Source organism: Streptomyces sp. NPDC093801, from assembly GCF_040701585.1.
Taxonomy (GTDB): Bacteria; Actinomycetota; Actinomycetes; order Streptomycetales; family Streptomycetaceae; genus Streptomyces.
The window spans coordinates 142,921-156,981 of sequence record NZ_JBFBDP010000016.1 but is presented as its reverse complement, the minus strand read 5'-3'; the positions used below and the strand labels follow the sequence as shown (position 1 = coordinate 156,981).

18 protein-coding genes are annotated in these 14,061 nt (G+C 72.1%); 3 read left to right on the top strand and 15 right to left on the bottom strand.

Annotated elements, in window-relative coordinates:
• Window positions 1-44 precede the first annotated feature (44 nt).
• Window positions 45-1,646, bottom strand: coding sequence for a DUF4352 domain-containing protein (locus AB0469_RS20330; protein WP_366452788.1), 1,602 nt, complete (start codon window positions 1,644-1,646; stop codon window positions 45-47).
• A 275-nt stretch (window positions 1,647-1,921) separates the two neighbouring features.
• Here AB0469_RS20330 and AB0469_RS20325 point away from each other — a divergent pair, with 275 nt between their 5' ends.
• Window positions 1,922-2,656 (top strand): DUF998 domain-containing protein, encoded by a 735-nt coding sequence (locus AB0469_RS20325; RefSeq protein ID WP_366452787.1) that lies wholly within the window; start codon window positions 1,922-1,924, stop codon window positions 2,654-2,656.
• Window positions 2,653-3,579, top strand: a complete 927-nt coding sequence (locus AB0469_RS20320; protein WP_366452786.1) for an alpha/beta hydrolase — start codon at window positions 2,653-2,655, stop codon at window positions 3,577-3,579. The genes AB0469_RS20325 and AB0469_RS20320 overlap by 4 nt, the downstream gene beginning before the upstream one ends.
• On the opposite strand, the gene AB0469_RS20315 is transcribed toward AB0469_RS20320, so the two are convergent.
• The 3 genes from AB0469_RS20315 to AB0469_RS20305 all read right to left on the bottom strand — a co-directional run bounded on the left by AB0469_RS20315 (window position 3,548) and on the right by AB0469_RS20305 (window position 5,481).
• Window positions 3,548-4,321 (bottom strand): DUF305 domain-containing protein, encoded by a 774-nt coding sequence (locus AB0469_RS20315; RefSeq protein WP_366452785.1) that lies wholly within the window; start codon window positions 4,319-4,321, stop codon window positions 3,548-3,550. The genes AB0469_RS20320 and AB0469_RS20315 overlap by 32 nt on opposite strands.
• Window positions 4,318-4,968 carry a DUF3105 domain-containing protein gene (locus AB0469_RS20310; RefSeq protein WP_366452784.1) on the bottom strand — a complete coding sequence of 217 codons (651 nt, stop codon included), beginning with the start codon at window positions 4,966-4,968 and terminating at the stop codon, window positions 4,318-4,320. Before AB0469_RS20310 ends, AB0469_RS20315 begins: the two co-directional genes overlap by 4 nt.
• A 69-nt stretch (window positions 4,969-5,037) precedes the next feature.
• Window positions 5,038-5,481, bottom strand: coding sequence for a hypothetical protein (locus tag AB0469_RS20305; RefSeq protein WP_366452783.1), 444 nt, complete (start codon window positions 5,479-5,481; stop codon window positions 5,038-5,040).
• Window positions 5,482-5,655: 174 nt separating this feature from the next.
• Between AB0469_RS20305 and AB0469_RS20300 the strand changes: the two genes are divergently transcribed.
• Window positions 5,656-7,017 carry a glutamine synthetase family protein gene (locus AB0469_RS20300; RefSeq protein WP_007263785.1) on the top strand — a complete coding sequence of 454 codons (1,362 nt, stop codon included), beginning with the start codon at window positions 5,656-5,658 and terminating at the stop codon, window positions 7,015-7,017.
• A gap of 75 nt (window positions 7,018-7,092) precedes the next feature.
• Here AB0469_RS20300 and AB0469_RS20295 read toward each other — a convergent pair whose 3' ends face one another.
• The 11 genes from AB0469_RS20295 to AB0469_RS20245 all read right to left on the bottom strand — a co-directional run bounded on the left by AB0469_RS20295 (window position 7,093) and on the right by AB0469_RS20245 (window position 14,040).
• Window positions 7,093-8,358, bottom strand: a complete 1,266-nt coding sequence (locus AB0469_RS20295) for a site-specific integrase (protein WP_366452782.1) — start codon at window positions 8,356-8,358, stop codon at window positions 7,093-7,095.
• A gap of 74 nt (window positions 8,359-8,432) precedes the next feature.
• Window positions 8,433-8,675, bottom strand: a complete 243-nt coding sequence (locus AB0469_RS20290; RefSeq protein ID WP_045946748.1) for a helix-turn-helix domain-containing protein — start codon at window positions 8,673-8,675, stop codon at window positions 8,433-8,435.
• Between the two features lie 115 nt (window positions 8,676-8,790).
• Window positions 8,791-10,179, bottom strand: a complete 1,389-nt coding sequence (locus AB0469_RS20285; protein ID WP_366452781.1) for a phage/plasmid primase, P4 family — start codon at window positions 10,177-10,179, stop codon at window positions 8,791-8,793.
• Window positions 10,176-10,565, bottom strand: coding sequence for a hypothetical protein (locus tag AB0469_RS20280; RefSeq protein WP_366452780.1), 390 nt, complete (start codon window positions 10,563-10,565; stop codon window positions 10,176-10,178). Before AB0469_RS20280 ends, AB0469_RS20285 begins: the two co-directional genes overlap by 4 nt.
• Complete coding sequence (locus AB0469_RS20275; protein ID WP_366452779.1) at window positions 10,562-11,443, bottom strand: bifunctional DNA primase/polymerase; 882 nt, start codon at window positions 11,441-11,443, stop codon at window positions 10,562-10,564. Before AB0469_RS20275 ends, AB0469_RS20280 begins: the two co-directional genes overlap by 4 nt.
• Window positions 11,440-12,177 carry a DNA methylase gene (locus tag AB0469_RS20270; protein ID WP_366452778.1) on the bottom strand — a complete coding sequence of 246 codons (738 nt, stop codon included), beginning with the start codon at window positions 12,175-12,177 and terminating at the stop codon, window positions 11,440-11,442. The genes AB0469_RS20275 and AB0469_RS20270 overlap by 4 nt, the downstream gene beginning before the upstream one ends.
• Window positions 12,178-12,261: 84 nt before the next feature.
• The gene (locus AB0469_RS20265; protein ID WP_366452777.1) at window positions 12,262-12,732 is read right to left on the bottom strand and encodes a hypothetical protein; all 471 of its coding nucleotides are present in this window, start codon (window positions 12,730-12,732) and stop codon (window positions 12,262-12,264) included.
• Window positions 12,733-12,754: 22 nt separating this feature from the next.
• Complete coding sequence (locus AB0469_RS20260; RefSeq protein ID WP_366452776.1) at window positions 12,755-13,204, bottom strand: hypothetical protein; 450 nt, start codon at window positions 13,202-13,204, stop codon at window positions 12,755-12,757.
• 8 nt (window positions 13,205-13,212) lie between these two features.
• The gene (locus AB0469_RS20255; protein ID WP_045946744.1) at window positions 13,213-13,401 is read right to left on the bottom strand and encodes a hypothetical protein; all 189 of its coding nucleotides are present in this window, start codon (window positions 13,399-13,401) and stop codon (window positions 13,213-13,215) included.
• A 162-nt stretch (window positions 13,402-13,563) separates the two neighbouring features.
• Window positions 13,564-13,761, bottom strand: a complete 198-nt coding sequence (locus tag AB0469_RS20250) for a hypothetical protein (RefSeq protein ID WP_045946743.1) — start codon at window positions 13,759-13,761, stop codon at window positions 13,564-13,566.
• Window positions 13,762-13,788: 27 nt separating this feature from the next.
• On the bottom strand, window positions 13,789-14,040 hold the full coding sequence (locus AB0469_RS20245) for a hypothetical protein (RefSeq protein ID WP_366452775.1): 252 nt from the start codon (window positions 14,038-14,040) through the stop codon (window positions 13,789-13,791).
• Window positions 14,041-14,061: the final 21 nt, after the last annotated feature.

The following is a 14,061-nucleotide window of genomic DNA, read 5'->3' as shown; positions in this document are numbered from 1 at the left end:
CTCCTGCCGGCTGCCGACGCGCTGTCCGACGGGCCGTGCGCGATCTATTCGACGGGTCCGCTGAACTTCGCGGGGTCCATCAGGATGCCGGGGGAGAGCTCGGCGCTGATGCTCTTCGTCCCCTCGGGAACCTCGAACGCGGCGACGCCGGTCGCGGACTGGCCGGGCTGGATCACGCCCTCGATCCGCTTGGGGGTGTCGCCGTCGAAGACGAGCTTGGCGGAGCCGCCCTTGTCGTCCTTCACCGCCGGCATGGCGTAGATGACCTTGTGGGGCTTGTCGCTGCCGTTGGTGATGGTGAAGGACACCTCCACGGCGTTGCCCACGTCCATCCAGTCGGCCTTGCTGACGTACTTGCGCGGCGGCGCCAGGGTCACCTTGATGCCGTCGGGGTACGACACCGTCCGGCCGAAGGGGACGGGCGTGCTGATGCCCGGTCCCTTGGGGGCCTTGGGCGGGAGCGAGAAGCGCGGTGCGGAGGGGGTGGGGGCGGGGAAGGGCTCGTCCTCCCAGTCCTCGGGGTCCTCGCCCCACTGGGGGTCGTCCAGCCGCTCGTGCGCGATGCGCTCGCGGGCCTTGTCGAGGACGGCGGAGGTCAGGAACCAGCCGCCGACGGAGGCCCCGAGGCCGACGACGCCGAGGACCACGCCGGCCACGGACATCGCCTTGCGCCCGGCACCCTTGCGGGCGCGGCCCAGTGCGCCGCCGCCGAGCCCGATGGCGGTGAGGGCCAGGCAGGTGCCGATCCAGAAGAGGAACGGGATCGGCCCGAAGAGGACGGAGAGGATCCCGAGGACGAGCGCGGCCACGGCCAGGCCGTTGGTCCGCGGCGGCGGGGCGGGGTAGTACCCGGCCACGCCGGGGTATCCCGGGTACCCCGGATACCCGCCGGGCGCGGGCGCCCCCCAGGAACCCCCGGGCACCCCGTACGCGGGCCCGGCGGGCCCCGCGAACGGCCCGGACCCGGGCGCCGCGAACGCCCCGGGCCCGCCGGCGGCGGGCTGCGCGAACGCCCCGGGGGCAGCGGCGGCGGGCTGCGGCGTCGCCCACGGGTCGTGCGCCTGCGGGGCCGCCCCGGCGGCCCCGGGCTGTCCCGCCGGCGGCGGAGGCACGCTCCCCGCCGCGGGCGCGGCCTTGTCGAACGAAACCCGCGCGGCCCCGGCGAGACCCTCCGCCGGGCCCGACGCCCCGTCCTGCTCCCCGGCCGGCACGCCGGGCTCATCGACCGACAGCCGGGCGGTCTCGGCGGGGTCTTCCGCCGGGGCCGGCGGGGTCTTGTCGAGCGACAGCCGCGCGGTTTCGGCGGGGTCTTCCGCCGGGGGCGGCTCCGGTGAGAGCCGGGTGGTCTCGGCGAGGGGATCCGCAGCGGGTTCGGCCGCGGGCTCCGCCTCCGGTGCGGGAGCCGCGGCGGGGTCCGCTGCCGGGGTCTCCTCCGGTGACAGGCGTGCGGTTTCGGCCAGGGGATCCGTCGCAGGCGATCCGGCCCGGGCGGCGGCGGGACGGTCGAGCGCCGGACGGGTGGGGGCGGCCGCGGGGGCATCGGCGGGGTGGGCCGCCGGGGGCTGCCCGGACGGTGCCCCCGCCTCGGGTATCGGCGTCTCCTCGGGTCCGGTCGGCTGGTCGGGCGGGGTCGGCGGCGTGCTCATACCTGGCGGCGTCCTTGCGAAGAGCGGCGTACGGAGATGCGGGCAGCCTGCCACGGCGGCCCGCCCCCTCCAACCGGATTCGGCCATCGCCCTCCCCGCGGCGGCGGAAATCGGCCGATCTGCCGGAATCCCGTCCGCCCGGCGGGGAACGCGGGGGGCCGCCGCCTCGTTCAGCCGGGTGAGGGACCCCACCGAACGGCCCCGGTGATCCCCAGCAGCGACGTCGCGCGCGGCGCCGCGCGCCCACGCCGGACCTGCTGAGGATCATTCACTCCATGGGTACACCAGCCGACCCCGACCCCGACCCCGACGGCAACGAGAGCGAGAGCGACAGCGGTACCGGGTCCGTCGCCGCACTGGTCGGCCTCGGCGCCGCCGCCTACACCGCGTGGGTGCTCGAAGTCGTCCTCTCCACCGGCCTCGACCCCATCGAGGCGTACGTCAGCGAACTCGCCGCCCAGGACCAGCCCCTCGGCGGCCTCTTCCGCGCCACCGACTTCACCGCCGGCCTGCTCGTCTTCCTCGGCGGCCTGCTCGCCCTCGTCCGCCTCGTCCGGTACCCGCGGGCCCGCCGCCCCTGGGCCGTCGCCGGCTGGGCCGGAGTCACTCTCTTCGGCGCGGCCACCGCCGCCGACGCCTGGCTGCCGCTCAGCTGCCGGCCGACCGCCGACCCCGAGTGCGCCGCCCGCGAGACGGCCGGCCTGGTCCCGGCCACCCACCAGGCCCATGCCGTCAGCAGCAGCCTCGCCATGACCGGCGCGCTCGTCGGGATAGTGGCCCTCACCGTCGCCGCCCGCCGCTACCGCCGCCTCGCCCCCCTCGCCCGCTACGGGCCCGCCCTCGTCGTGCTGGAACTGCTCGCCACCGCCTGGACCCTGACGGCCATCTCCCTGTTCACCGCCGGGCACGGCACCTGGGCCCTGGGAGCCGGGCAGCGGCTCCAGGTGTTCCTCGTGGCCCTCTGGCTCGGCCTGCTGGCGTACTCCGTCCACGAGGAGCACCGCACATGACCCGACCCGACGCCCCCGGCCGCTTCGTCCGGGTGGACGGAACCGCCCTCCACACCCTCGTCGAGGGGGCGGGCGGCGACGGCCCTCCCGTCGTACTGAGCGCCGGGCTCGCCATGGCCTGGTTCGACTGGGACGAGGTCGCCGCGCTGCTCGTGGCGGCCGGCCGGACCGTCATCCGCTTCGACCGCCCCGGCCACGGCCTGAGCGCCCCCGCCACCGCCCCGCCGACCGCCGCCGGCGAGGCCCGCCGCATCGCCGGCCTGCTGGACGCCCTCGGGGTCGCGGAACCGGTCACCGTCGTCGGGCACTCCCTCGCCGGTTTCCACGCCGAGGCCTTCGCCCGCCTCCACCCCGCGCGCACCGCCGCGCTGGTCCTGGTCGACTCCAGCGTCGAGGAGGCCCCCCGTACGCTCCTGCCCGCCGCGCTGCGCACCGGCGCCGCCCGCGCCCTCGGCCGGGCCCTCACCGCCGCCGGGCTCCCGGCCGCGCTGGGGCCGGGAGCCCGCCGGGCCGCCGTACGGGCCTCCCGCGCCGGGGGCCGGGCCGACGATCCGGCCGCGCGGGACCTCGTACGCCGCTGCTACCGCACCGGCCGGGTCTGGCGGGGGATCCTGCTGGAGAACTCCCGCTACCCCGACACCGCCGCCGAGCTGCTGGCCCTGCGCGCCCGCCACCCCCTGCCGACCCCCGCCACCGTCCTCGTCGCGCACGACGGCGGCTGCGACCGGGCCGGGCTGCGCTGGCTGGCCCGCCAGGCGGCCCTCGCCGACCGGCTCGGCGCCCGCTTCGAGGTGGCCGAGCCGGCGGGCCACCTGGTCATGCTGGACCGCCCGCACCAGGTGGCGCGGGCGGTCCGGTACGCGTCGGCCCCGCTCCCGCCGGGCCGCCGCCTCACTCGCGCGGCGCGGCCCCCCGCTGCCTGAGCATGTCCGCCATCAGCTTCAGCTCCGACTGCTGCGCCTCCACCATGCCCTGGGCGAGCGCCCGCTCCGCCGGGGTCCGGCACTGCTTGGCGCAGCCCTGGGCCATGGCGACGCCGCCCTTGTGGTGGTCGGTCATCAGCTGGAGGTAGAGCACCTCCGCGTCCCGGCCGCTGCTGCTGCCGAGCCGGTCGAGCTCCTCCTTGGTGGCCATGCCGGGCATGAGTGCGCCGGGCTTGGCGGCGTGCCCGCCGTGCCCCGCATGCCCCTCCGACGGGCCCATGGACCCCATCGGCCCCATGGACCCCATCGAGTCCATGGATCCCGTCGATCCCGTCGATCCCGTCGATCCCGTCGACCCCGCGGACTCCGTCGACTCCATCCACGACATCGGAGGCTCGTCGGCCACCACCTTCGGCAGCCCCCACAGGTCCAGCCAGCCCAGCAGCATGCCGCGCTGGTTGGCCTGGGTGTTGGCGATGTCGTACGCGAGACCGCGGACCGGCTCGTCCTGGGTGCGGTCGCGGACGATGAAGGACATCTCCACCGCCTGCTGGTGGTGCACGGCCATGTCCCGGGCGAAGCCCGCGTCGGGGGAGTAAAGCGCCGGCGTCCGCGCGCCCGACGGGCCCGCGTCGTCCGGGCCGTCCGCCGTGGCGAAGGTGGCCCCCACCGCGAACAGCGCGGCCAGGACCACCGCGGCGCCCGCGGCCCAGTAGGTACGGTTCGTCGCGCTGCGGGTCACTTCTCGCCCAGCCCGTTGGTGCAGGCCGCGCCCGGTTCGGGGGTCTGCGGGCCCTGCACGTACTTGGTGAAGAACTGCGCCACCCGCGGGTCGTCCGCCTTCTCGACGGTCAGCTGCTTGCCCCAGGCGCTCAGCATGATCGCGCCCGCCTGCTCCTTGTCGGGGCTCATCAGCGTGTAGGGGGTCTTGCCCACCTTCCCGGCGAGCGCGTCGACGTCGGCCTTGGCGGCCTTCTCGTTGTAGGTCACCCAGACCGCGCCGTGCTCCAGCGAGTGCACGGCGTTCACCTCGGGGACCGGGTTCTTGTAGACGTCGCCGTTGCAGTTCATCCAGCGGGGGTTGTGGTCGCCGCCGACGGGCGGGTTCATCTCGTACTTGACCGGGGTCTCGACGTGGTTGCGGCCGAGCTTCTTCGCGTCCCAGGTCTGCTCGCCGTTCACCGGCGCCTTGCGGGCCGCCTCCGCGTCCCGGTCCTTCTGCTTCTGCTCCATGAGCACCCACGTGCCGAAGCCGATGAGCCCGGCGACGACCGCCGTGGAGACGCTGATCGCGATGATCTTGTTGCGCCGGTCGCGCGCCTTCTCGGCGCGGCGCATCTCGGCTATGCGGTTCTGGCGGGAGTTCTGGTCGGACGTCCTGCTGGCCATGTGCCCTGGTTCCTTCTGCTGAGGGGGGTGTCGGGTGGTGCAGTGGTGCCGTGTACCGCGCCGGGTCCGTCAGGTCCGCAGTACTTGCAGGGCGTGCAGGTCGGGGGCGCGCGCGAGGGTCCCCGGCGGCCGTACCGGCCCCGTGGCCGCCGGAAGGGCGCGGGGCGCCGGTCCGGGCCGCGCCGCGGTGACGGCGGGCGGCGGGGCGGGCAGCACGGCCGGGGTCACGTGGGAGAGCGGGGAGCAGCCCGGCAGCTCGTACGGGGACACGCAGGCGGCGTGCGCGGCGTGCCCGGCGGCCGGACCGTGCGCGGCGTGCCCGGCGTACGGCCCGCTCGCGGCGTGCGCCCGTACGGGCCCTTCGGCGGCCCCGGCGCCCTGGCCGGCCGCCGCGCCCCGCACGCACAGGAACCCCATTCCGGCCGCCACGCCGAGGGCGAGCAGCAGCAGGAGGACACCGCGACGGGCGGGACGCCCGTGACGCCCGCTCCGCGTGTTCTCCCAGCCCCCCATGGCCGCAGATGGTAATGCTCATGACGGGCCTGAGGTCAGAGCGGGGGTGCCATCGGCCTTGGGGGGTGCGTAATGTGGCGGAAACCACCACTAGGGATACTGGACGGGCCCGGCTGCGCCGCCCGTCCCTCGGGTCGGTGGTGCACAGGTCGTCTGAACTGCGAGGATGAAGGCATGGACAAGCAGCAGGAATTCGTCCTCCGGACGCTCGAGGAGCGCGACATCCGCTTCGTGCGCCTGTGGTTCACCGATGTGCTGGGCTTCCTGAAGTCCGTCGCGGTCGCTCCCGCCGAGCTGGAGCAGGCCTTCGACGAGGGCATCGGCTTCGACGGCTCCGCGATCGAGGGCTTCGCCCGCGTCTACGAGTCCGACATGATCGCCAAGCCGGACCCGGGCACGTTCCAGATACTGCCGTGGCGTGCCGAGGCCCCCGGGACCGCCCGGATGTTCTGCGACATCCTCATGCCGGACGGCTCCCCGTCCTTCGCGGACCCGCGCTACGTCCTCAAGCGCATCCTGGCCAAGACCTCCGACCTGGGCTTCACCTTCTACACCCACCCGGAGATCGAGTTCTTCCTGCTGAAGGACAAGCCGCTGGACGGCACCCGCCCGGTCCCGGCGGACAACTCCGGCTACTTCGACCACACTCCGCAGAACGTCGGCATGGACTTCCGCCGCCAGGCGATCACCATGCTCGAATCCATGGGCATCTCGGTCGAGTTCAGCCACCACGAGGGCGCCCCGGGCCAGCAGGAGATCGACCTCCGCTACGCCGACGCCCTCTCGACGGCCGACAACATCATGACGTTCCGCCTGGTCATGAAGCAGGTCGCGCTGGAGCAGGGCGTCCAGGCCACCTTCATGCCGAAGCCCTTCTCCGAGTACCCGGGCTCCGGCATGCACACCCACCTCTCCCTCTTCGAGGGCGACCGCAACGCCTTCTACGAGTCGGGCGCCGAGTACCAGCTCTCGAAGGTCGGCCGCTCCTTCATCGCGGGCCTCCTGCGGCACGCCGCGGAGACGGCGGCGGTCACCAACCAGTGGGTCAACTCCTACAAGCGCATCTGGGGCGGCTCCTCCCGCACGGCCGGCTCCGGCGGCGAGGCCCCCTCGTACATCTGCTGGGGCCACAACAACCGCTCGGCCCTGATCCGCGTCCCGATGTACAAGCCGGGCAAGACCGGTTCCTCCCGGGTCGAGGTCCGCTCGATCGACTCGGGCGCCAACCCCTACCTCACGTACGCCGTCCTCCTCGCGGCGGGCCTCAAGGGCATCGAGGAGGGCTACGAACTCCCGGCGGGCGCCGACGACGACGTCTGGGCCCTCTCCGACGCCGAACGCCGCGCGATGGGCATCGAACCCCTCCCGCAGAACCTGGGCGAGGCGATCTCCCTGATGGAACGCAGCGAACTGGTCGCCGAGACCCTCGGGGAACACGTCTTCGACTTCTTCCTCCGCAACAAGAAGCAGGAGTGGGAGGAGTACCGCTCGGAGGTCACGGCCTTCGAACTCCGCAAGAACCTCCCGGTGCTGTAACCGCAGGTCAGCGGCAGTACCCCAGCATTACGACCCTCCGGGCCAGCGGCACTCAGCCGCCGGCCCGGAGTCGCTTCACCCCTCCTGGGCCGTCTGTGGGCCGTCGGCCGCCGGATCGGCGGCCCTGTAGACGTCGTCCACGGCCCTCAGGGCCCGCTCATGGCTGCTCGGCATCAGGTGCGTGTAGACCCGGAGCGTGAAGCCGGGGTCGCCGTGTCCGAGGTAGGTGCTCAGCGCCTTGATGTTCTCCCCTGAGTCCAGCAGCACGGACGCGTAGAAGTGCCGCAGCGCGTGCATCCCGTGCTCACGCGCGGCCTGGTGGCGCTCACCCGGCCGCGGCTCCGGAATGACGCCGGCCTGCACGAGGGCGAACTTCCACACGCGGGTGTTGAAGTCGGTGCGCCGCACCGCGCCCCCGCCGGGGAGGGAGAACAGCAGCCGCTTGGTGACGAGGGGCCCGTCCGGCTTCAGCCAGGGCAGAGTTACGTCCACCGGCGGGAAGGCCTCGCGGTGCTCCCGCAGCACCTGCGCGATGCGGTGGGGGATAGGCACATCCCGTTCTTTCTCCCGCTTGGGCGGACCGAAGACCAGGTGCCCTTTTGCCACCTTCACCTGATTGGCCACCCGGAGCCAGTCACCCCGGAAGTCGTCCGGATCATCCGGCAGACCGAAGATCTCACCCTGCCGGAGCCCCAGGCCCCCGCCGGCATCCGCCATGGCCTGGTACCGCTTCGGCAGCGCGGCCCGGACCGCGAAGAGCCGCTCGGGCGTCCACGGCCTGACCCGGGGAGGGACCGGAGCGGGAGCCCGGACCGTACGGGCCTTGCACGGGTTCTTCGCCAGCAGCTCGTCATCTACGGCGGCGGCGAGCACGGCGGAGACGCTCGCGAAGATGACACGCCGATAAGAGGAGACCGGCAGGACCTGCTCCAGCTCGCTGAGCCAGTCCCGGATGTGCTCAGGCCGGAACGAATCGAGCGGCCGCGGGCCGAGGTACGGGAACGCGTGCTTGCGGATCTGCACCTCGACGGACGACCGAGTGGTCACATCCGTCGTCAGCGACGCGAGCCACTTCTCTCCGTACGCCCGGAACGTGATCCGCCCGGCGGCCGGGTCAATGTAGTGGCCCCGGGACATGTCCGTCTCGATCTCCGCCAGCCACTTGTCGGCGAGACGCTTCTGCTTGTCGGGAAAGCTTTTCGATTTTTCCGTACCGTCCGGCCCGATGTACCGCGCGCGGTAGCGCATGCCGCTGCCGTAGCGGTCGGTCTTGACCCGTCGGGACTTGCCGTCGGGGCCGTTCTCCGTCTTGTACCAGCGGTCTTGTATGTGCCCTGCCACTGAGGAGGAACCTTCCAGAAGGAATGGGAAAGGGCGGGACCAGGTGGGCCCGCCCTCGTGGGGTCTGATGGATGTCAGGCGGCCTGACTGATGTCCGCCCGCATCTGGTCGGCGATCCACGCGTGCACGGCGGTGGGGTCGTAGCGGACGTGCTTGCCCACCCGGAATCCGGGCGGGCCGGTGCGCTTCTTGCGCCAGGCGTAGACGGTCTCCAAGGGCACGTCGAAGAGCTCGGCGATGTCGTCGGGGGTGAGGTACCTGTCAGGGAGTCCCGCCCTGAGCGTGGTGATCGGGTCGGGGGTCTGGGGCTTGGCCATGTCGGCTCCTGGCGTCCCGGGGCTGAAAGGCGGAGTCACATTGCTTTGAGTCGCGACTCACTGCGACTCAGAGCCGGATTTCGGGGGCTTGAGTCGCAGTGAGTCACGTCTCTGGCTAATGCGGTTCGGGCTTGTTGAGGGTGATGCCGGTGTATGTGGGCACCTGCTGCCCGTAGGCGTCGCGGGGGCGGGTGCGGTGGAGCTGGGGGACGACGGAGAGGAGGTTGCGGCCGAAGACCTGCTTGGTGCCGATGGCCTTGACCCCGTTGTCTTCGGCCCACTCCCGCCAGACGGCCCACAGCGTGTCCACCGGAACCTGGCAGGTGGGCCCCGTGGTGCACCGCTCGCGGACGAACGCGCTGGTGGGGGATGCGGTGTCCTGCATGATCGTGATGGATTCCTGAGAGGAGGCAGGTTGTGTGATCCGGCCGGTCCGCTCCAGGCGGGCGAGCCCCTCCAGGGCCCAGTTGAGGATGCCGGGCATCTCGGCGGCGAGCTTGCCGTCCAGGCCGGTGTCCTCTTTGCCGAGCCAGGACACGGTCATGCTCAGCACGATGAAACGGCGGGCGATCACACCGGACGCGTCCCCGAAGCTGGGCAGCTCGTTCGTGAGGATCATCAGCCGGGTGGGCAGCTTGCCCGTCCAGGCTTCGCGGTATTTGCGATCGATGTCGATGGTGTCCTCGCCGGAGATGGTCAGCAGTCGCTCCACCACTCCGTTGTCATTGCCCGACAGGCGCGCATCGGAGATGACTGCGAGCGGCTTGCCGATCAGCGAGGCCAGGCCGAAGTTCGTGCCCAACCCCGAGAGGGTCGGCCCGGCGAGGTTCTCCTTGCCGACCAGCTCCTTCATCACCCGGGCGATGGTGCCCTTGCCGGATCGGGTCGGGCCCTTCATGAGCAGGATCTTCTGCTGGTCGGTCCGGCCGGACAGGACGTAGCCGAACCACTCCTGCAGGGCCGCGACCGACGCCGGGTCGTCGGGCCACAGCCTGCGGAGGAAGCCCTCCCAGTTCGGCGCGGTGGCGGCGGGGTCGTAGTCGAAAGGGACGGCGACGAGATTGAAGAAGCCAGGCCCGTGCTCCAGCAGGCACCGGTCGCGGATCCGCAGCAGGCCGTTGCGGCAGGCGACGGTCGGGCCCGGGTTCGGCTGGTCGGGGTCGGTCCAAGACGGCGGGTCCACATCCGTCGGCAGCAGGGTGATTGCGCCGAGGGCGTCGAGCAGGTTGCTTAGCTTCGTTTTGGTGGGTGCCCAGTCTCGGATCTCAGGGTTGCCGTCCTTGTCGAGACCGGCGGTGTACGTGGCGTGCTCCAGCCGGGTGTAGAGGCCGGCGCGCATCTGCTGCTCGTCCAGCTCCCGCCAGCAGGTGCCGTTCCACCTCATCCACGACCCGCGCCAGCGACGACACAGCAGTCGCTGTTCGTCGTCCTGCCAGCCGGGCAGTATCCGGCGGGCAACCGCCATCGGGTTGGACGGCGCGGGCAGCTCTTCGGCGAGGCTCATGCGGCCTCCCTCCCTTCCGAAGCGCCGGTGAGCAGGGGGCAGGTCTCGCGGTGCTGGTTGTATTCGGCAACCAGCGCTGCCACGGAGCGCTGCCCGGTGCCTGTACGGGTCTGCCCACAGCGGCAGGCGCAGACCGCGGTGGGGGTGCTGGCGTAGCGCTTGGACCAGCGGGCGCCGTCGTAGTGAGAGCGGTAGACGGGTGCGGCGTAGATCCGGATTCCGGGCCGCTCCGGCGTCGGGTCCTCCAAGCTGCGACTCTCCGCGTCACCGGCGAATCGCTCAGAGCGCTGAAGGGCCGAAAGGACGCCCTGACGGGCGACGACCTTGGGCGTCCCACCCTGATCGGATGCCGAGGCCTGTTCGGCGGGCGTGGGGCCGATGGTCACGACGCCCTCACCAGCCCGGCGTTGGCGAATCCGTTGGTGACGGCGCGCTCGGCGTAGGCCTGCGGTACGCCGACCGACACGGCGGCGTCGATGATCTGCTGTGCGAGCGTGCCCAGGCCGCACGGTCCCGGGCACGCGGTGTGCTGCGCGGCGAGGAACCGTGCCACGCCGTAGGCCTGGCTGCCAGCGCCCTGCTCGCGACAGGCAACAACCTTGGCCAGGCCCCGGTCCAGGCCGGTGCGGACGAAGGTCTCCGTATGACGGCATCCGGTGGCGACGGACCGATCCCACCTGGCGCGCCCGGCGGACGAAGAGGCCACCCTCGCCCGGGGCGGGGTGGTCTCTTCCCTTGCGGTGAGAGCGCGGACGGCGGCCGGCAGCACCGCGATGGAGCCGGTGCCGGGCCCGTACCAGCGGGTGTACTGCATGCGGGACTTGATGTCGACGCCCGGCAGGACCCTGTTGGCAGAGACCATGGCGCCCTGGTAGATCCAGTGCTCCCCGCGTGTGGTCGCGACCGCCTTGGTCGCGGGGAGGTTCTGCCGAGCCCAGAGGACGGCCTCGCGGTTGTCGAGGTCCACGACGGTGAGGTCGGCCCCGCCAGGGTGGTAGGCAATCGCTCCGGCCTGCTGCCAGGCGCTGGCCCATGCCCTGGAGGAGAGGACGGCGGGATCAGCGGTGGCAGCCGCCCAGCCGTGGCAGGGGGCCGGACACTGGCAGGCGCCGGCGGCCTTCATGTGCGGCCGGTCCCCGCACGCCGAGCGGGCGCAGGCGGAGCAGTTTCCGAAGGGGAGCTTGCCCTGCCGAAGAGGGAAGACGGGCAGGCCCAGCTCAGCCAGCCGCAGCGCCGTTTGGAGGAGCTCGGTCACGGTGTTCACGCGGCCACCGCCCCGACCGGTGTCCGGGCGAGGAGAGCGAGGCCGAGCCATTCGCTGTAGGCAGGCGGGATGGCTTCGGTCAGCTCCTCACGGACGTCGGTCCAGGTGATGCCCATCGCCGCCTGCATCTCGGGGATGGTGGCCTTGCCGCCACCGGATCCGTAGGCAGCGACGTAAGGGCCGTCGCGGTAGACGCCGTGGCGCCAGCCACGGACGTAGCCACGGTGCCGGACGTGCTGGGGCTTCGAGGTGCTCCATCCGCCGAGTTCGAAGTTGCGGTGGCGTAGGACGCCGAGGCCGAACATTTCGCCGCACAGGGTGATGTCCTTGCGGACGTCGGCCTTGCCATCGGGCTGCTCGATCACGTACGGGAGTCCGGAAGCGTCGAGGAGTTTGCGGGTGGGCGCGACGAGATCCTTATGGGTGCCGCCCCAGCCCATGGCCCGGTTGGTGCCCACGGTCAGCGCGCACTTGTTCTGGCAGGGCGGGGACGCGTGGATGGCCGAGTAGGAGGTGATCTCGCCGGACTCGATCAGGGCGGCGAGGACGCTCAGGGCGTCGCCCTGCCGGAAGGCGAACGGGTAGTGGTCGGACCTGTCGATGACGTCGATACCTACGACCGTGAATCCAGCACGGTGGTAGCCCATGGCGGCGCCGCCGGCGCAGCAGAACAGGTCGAGCAGTAAGGGGCGGTCGGGATCGCCGTATCGCCGGATGCCGGTGGTGTGGGTCATGCTGGTGGTCTCCAGTTCTGTCGAAGGGCGTGGAGAACCGGGGCGGTCGCGGTCTTTGGCGAGAGGCGACCGCCCCGGGCACAGCTACTGCTTGCCGATCCAGGTGGCGTATTCCTGCCGGACGTAGCCGCGGGGCTGCCGGGTGCTGTCCGGGTGGTCCAGGGCGCGGGCGCCGTCGAGGTCGATGAGGCGGCGGGCGGCCTCGGTGGCGAGGGTCGCGGCGTCGCCGTGGACGGGGTCGTCGTCGGTGAGGGCGATCCGGTCCAGGAGTGCGGCCTTGCGGAGCCAGAACTCCCGGACGTGGACGGCGTGGAGGCACTCACGGACGCCGCGTGCGGTCCAGCCGATCTCGCTGATGATGCTCGGAGCCTTGGCGTACGCGGTCTCGGGCGCCGGCCACCGGTTCACCGCCTGCTCGGCCGTGACGTACAGGCGGACGCGGTCGCCGTCCCGGGTGGGGTGCTGGCGGACCGGGCCAGTGACGAACGTCTCCGACAGGGCCCTGCTGATGTCGGGGGCCTCGGGCTTTGTGCAGATGACGCGGATCTCGAACACGTGCCTCTCCCTTCGGGTGGCTTCAGCCGTGGAAGTGGTTGCGCTTGAAGACGGCCCGGCGGATGTTGACGACCGTCCCGGTGTTGCCCCGGTCGTGGTTTCCGAGGACCTGGGTGGCGATGAAGCCGCCGAAGATGACGGCGGCCAGGATGATGAGCTGCTGGATGAGCGCGGCGACCGCGGCGATGAAGGTGGTCAGGAGCATCAGCCCACCGCAGGCCGCGGCGAAGCCGATGCCGCCGAGGGCGATGTTGACGGCGACCGGGTTGATGGTGCGGCGCTCCCGGACGGGCTCGGGAGCCTTCGCCGGGTTGATGGCGTAGCCGGTGATGATGCGGCCGTCGGGCAGCTGGATCGTCTGGACGTCCGGGACGACGAGGGGCTGCTGAGCGGCCGTCGGCCCCGGGACGGGCGGAGCCAGGGGGACCGGGTGGTGGACCTCCGTCTCCCGACGGGTGATGTCGTGGTTCACCGTGCCTCCTACAGGTTGGGGATGGCGTGGATGACGGCCTGGGCGAGCTGGTTGATGGGGGTGGCGGCGCCGGTGGACGCGAGGAAGAAGCCGAACATCGCGGCGATGAAGGCGCTGCCGTAGCCGAGGGTTCGGGAGCGCAGGAGGAAGAAGAGAACGAGTCCGAAGAGGGCGACGAGGGAGACGGTGACGGCCAATGGGGTTCTCCTTGCTCGGGGTTGGGAGCGGATAGGGTGTGTGGCGGTCCGGCCCTTTCGAGGGCCGGGTTTCGAGTGAGGGCCGGCGGCCGAGCCGGTCTGCCGCCAGCTCGGCGGGGGGATACGCCTCATGGCGTTCGGCTGCCGGCCTACTCGCTCCGGCTACCTGCGGCGCTTGTTACGCGCGTCCTCGCGGGCCTGGGCCTCCTCGCGGATGCGGTCGATCTCGTTCTCGATCGCCCTGATGGACTTGCCGCGCTGCTGGCGGCGGACGGCCTTGGTGCCGAGGTAGAGGACCCGGGCGAGTTCGCCGAGGCTGTGCGGGTCCTTGTCGGTGAACGCGTACTTTTCGCGGGCCATGACGGTGTGCTCCCTTGGGGTGTGGGTTCAGCGGGTGCCGGCGCGGTGGACGTGGACGGCGCGGTTGTAGATCCAGCGGCCGACGCGGATGCGCTTGCCGGTGGCCTGGCAGCGGCGGCAGTCCTTGCCGCGCTTGGGTCGGCCCTTGCGGTCGGTCCGCGCGAGGTAGCCGAAGCCGCGGCACTTGCGGCAGTTGCCGAACGGCGAGGCCACGCACGTCGCGGTGTAGCTGAGCGTGAACAGCAGGATGAGGGCGCTAGCGGTGAGGAAGAGGGTCATCGGGGCCTCCCAGGCCGGTTT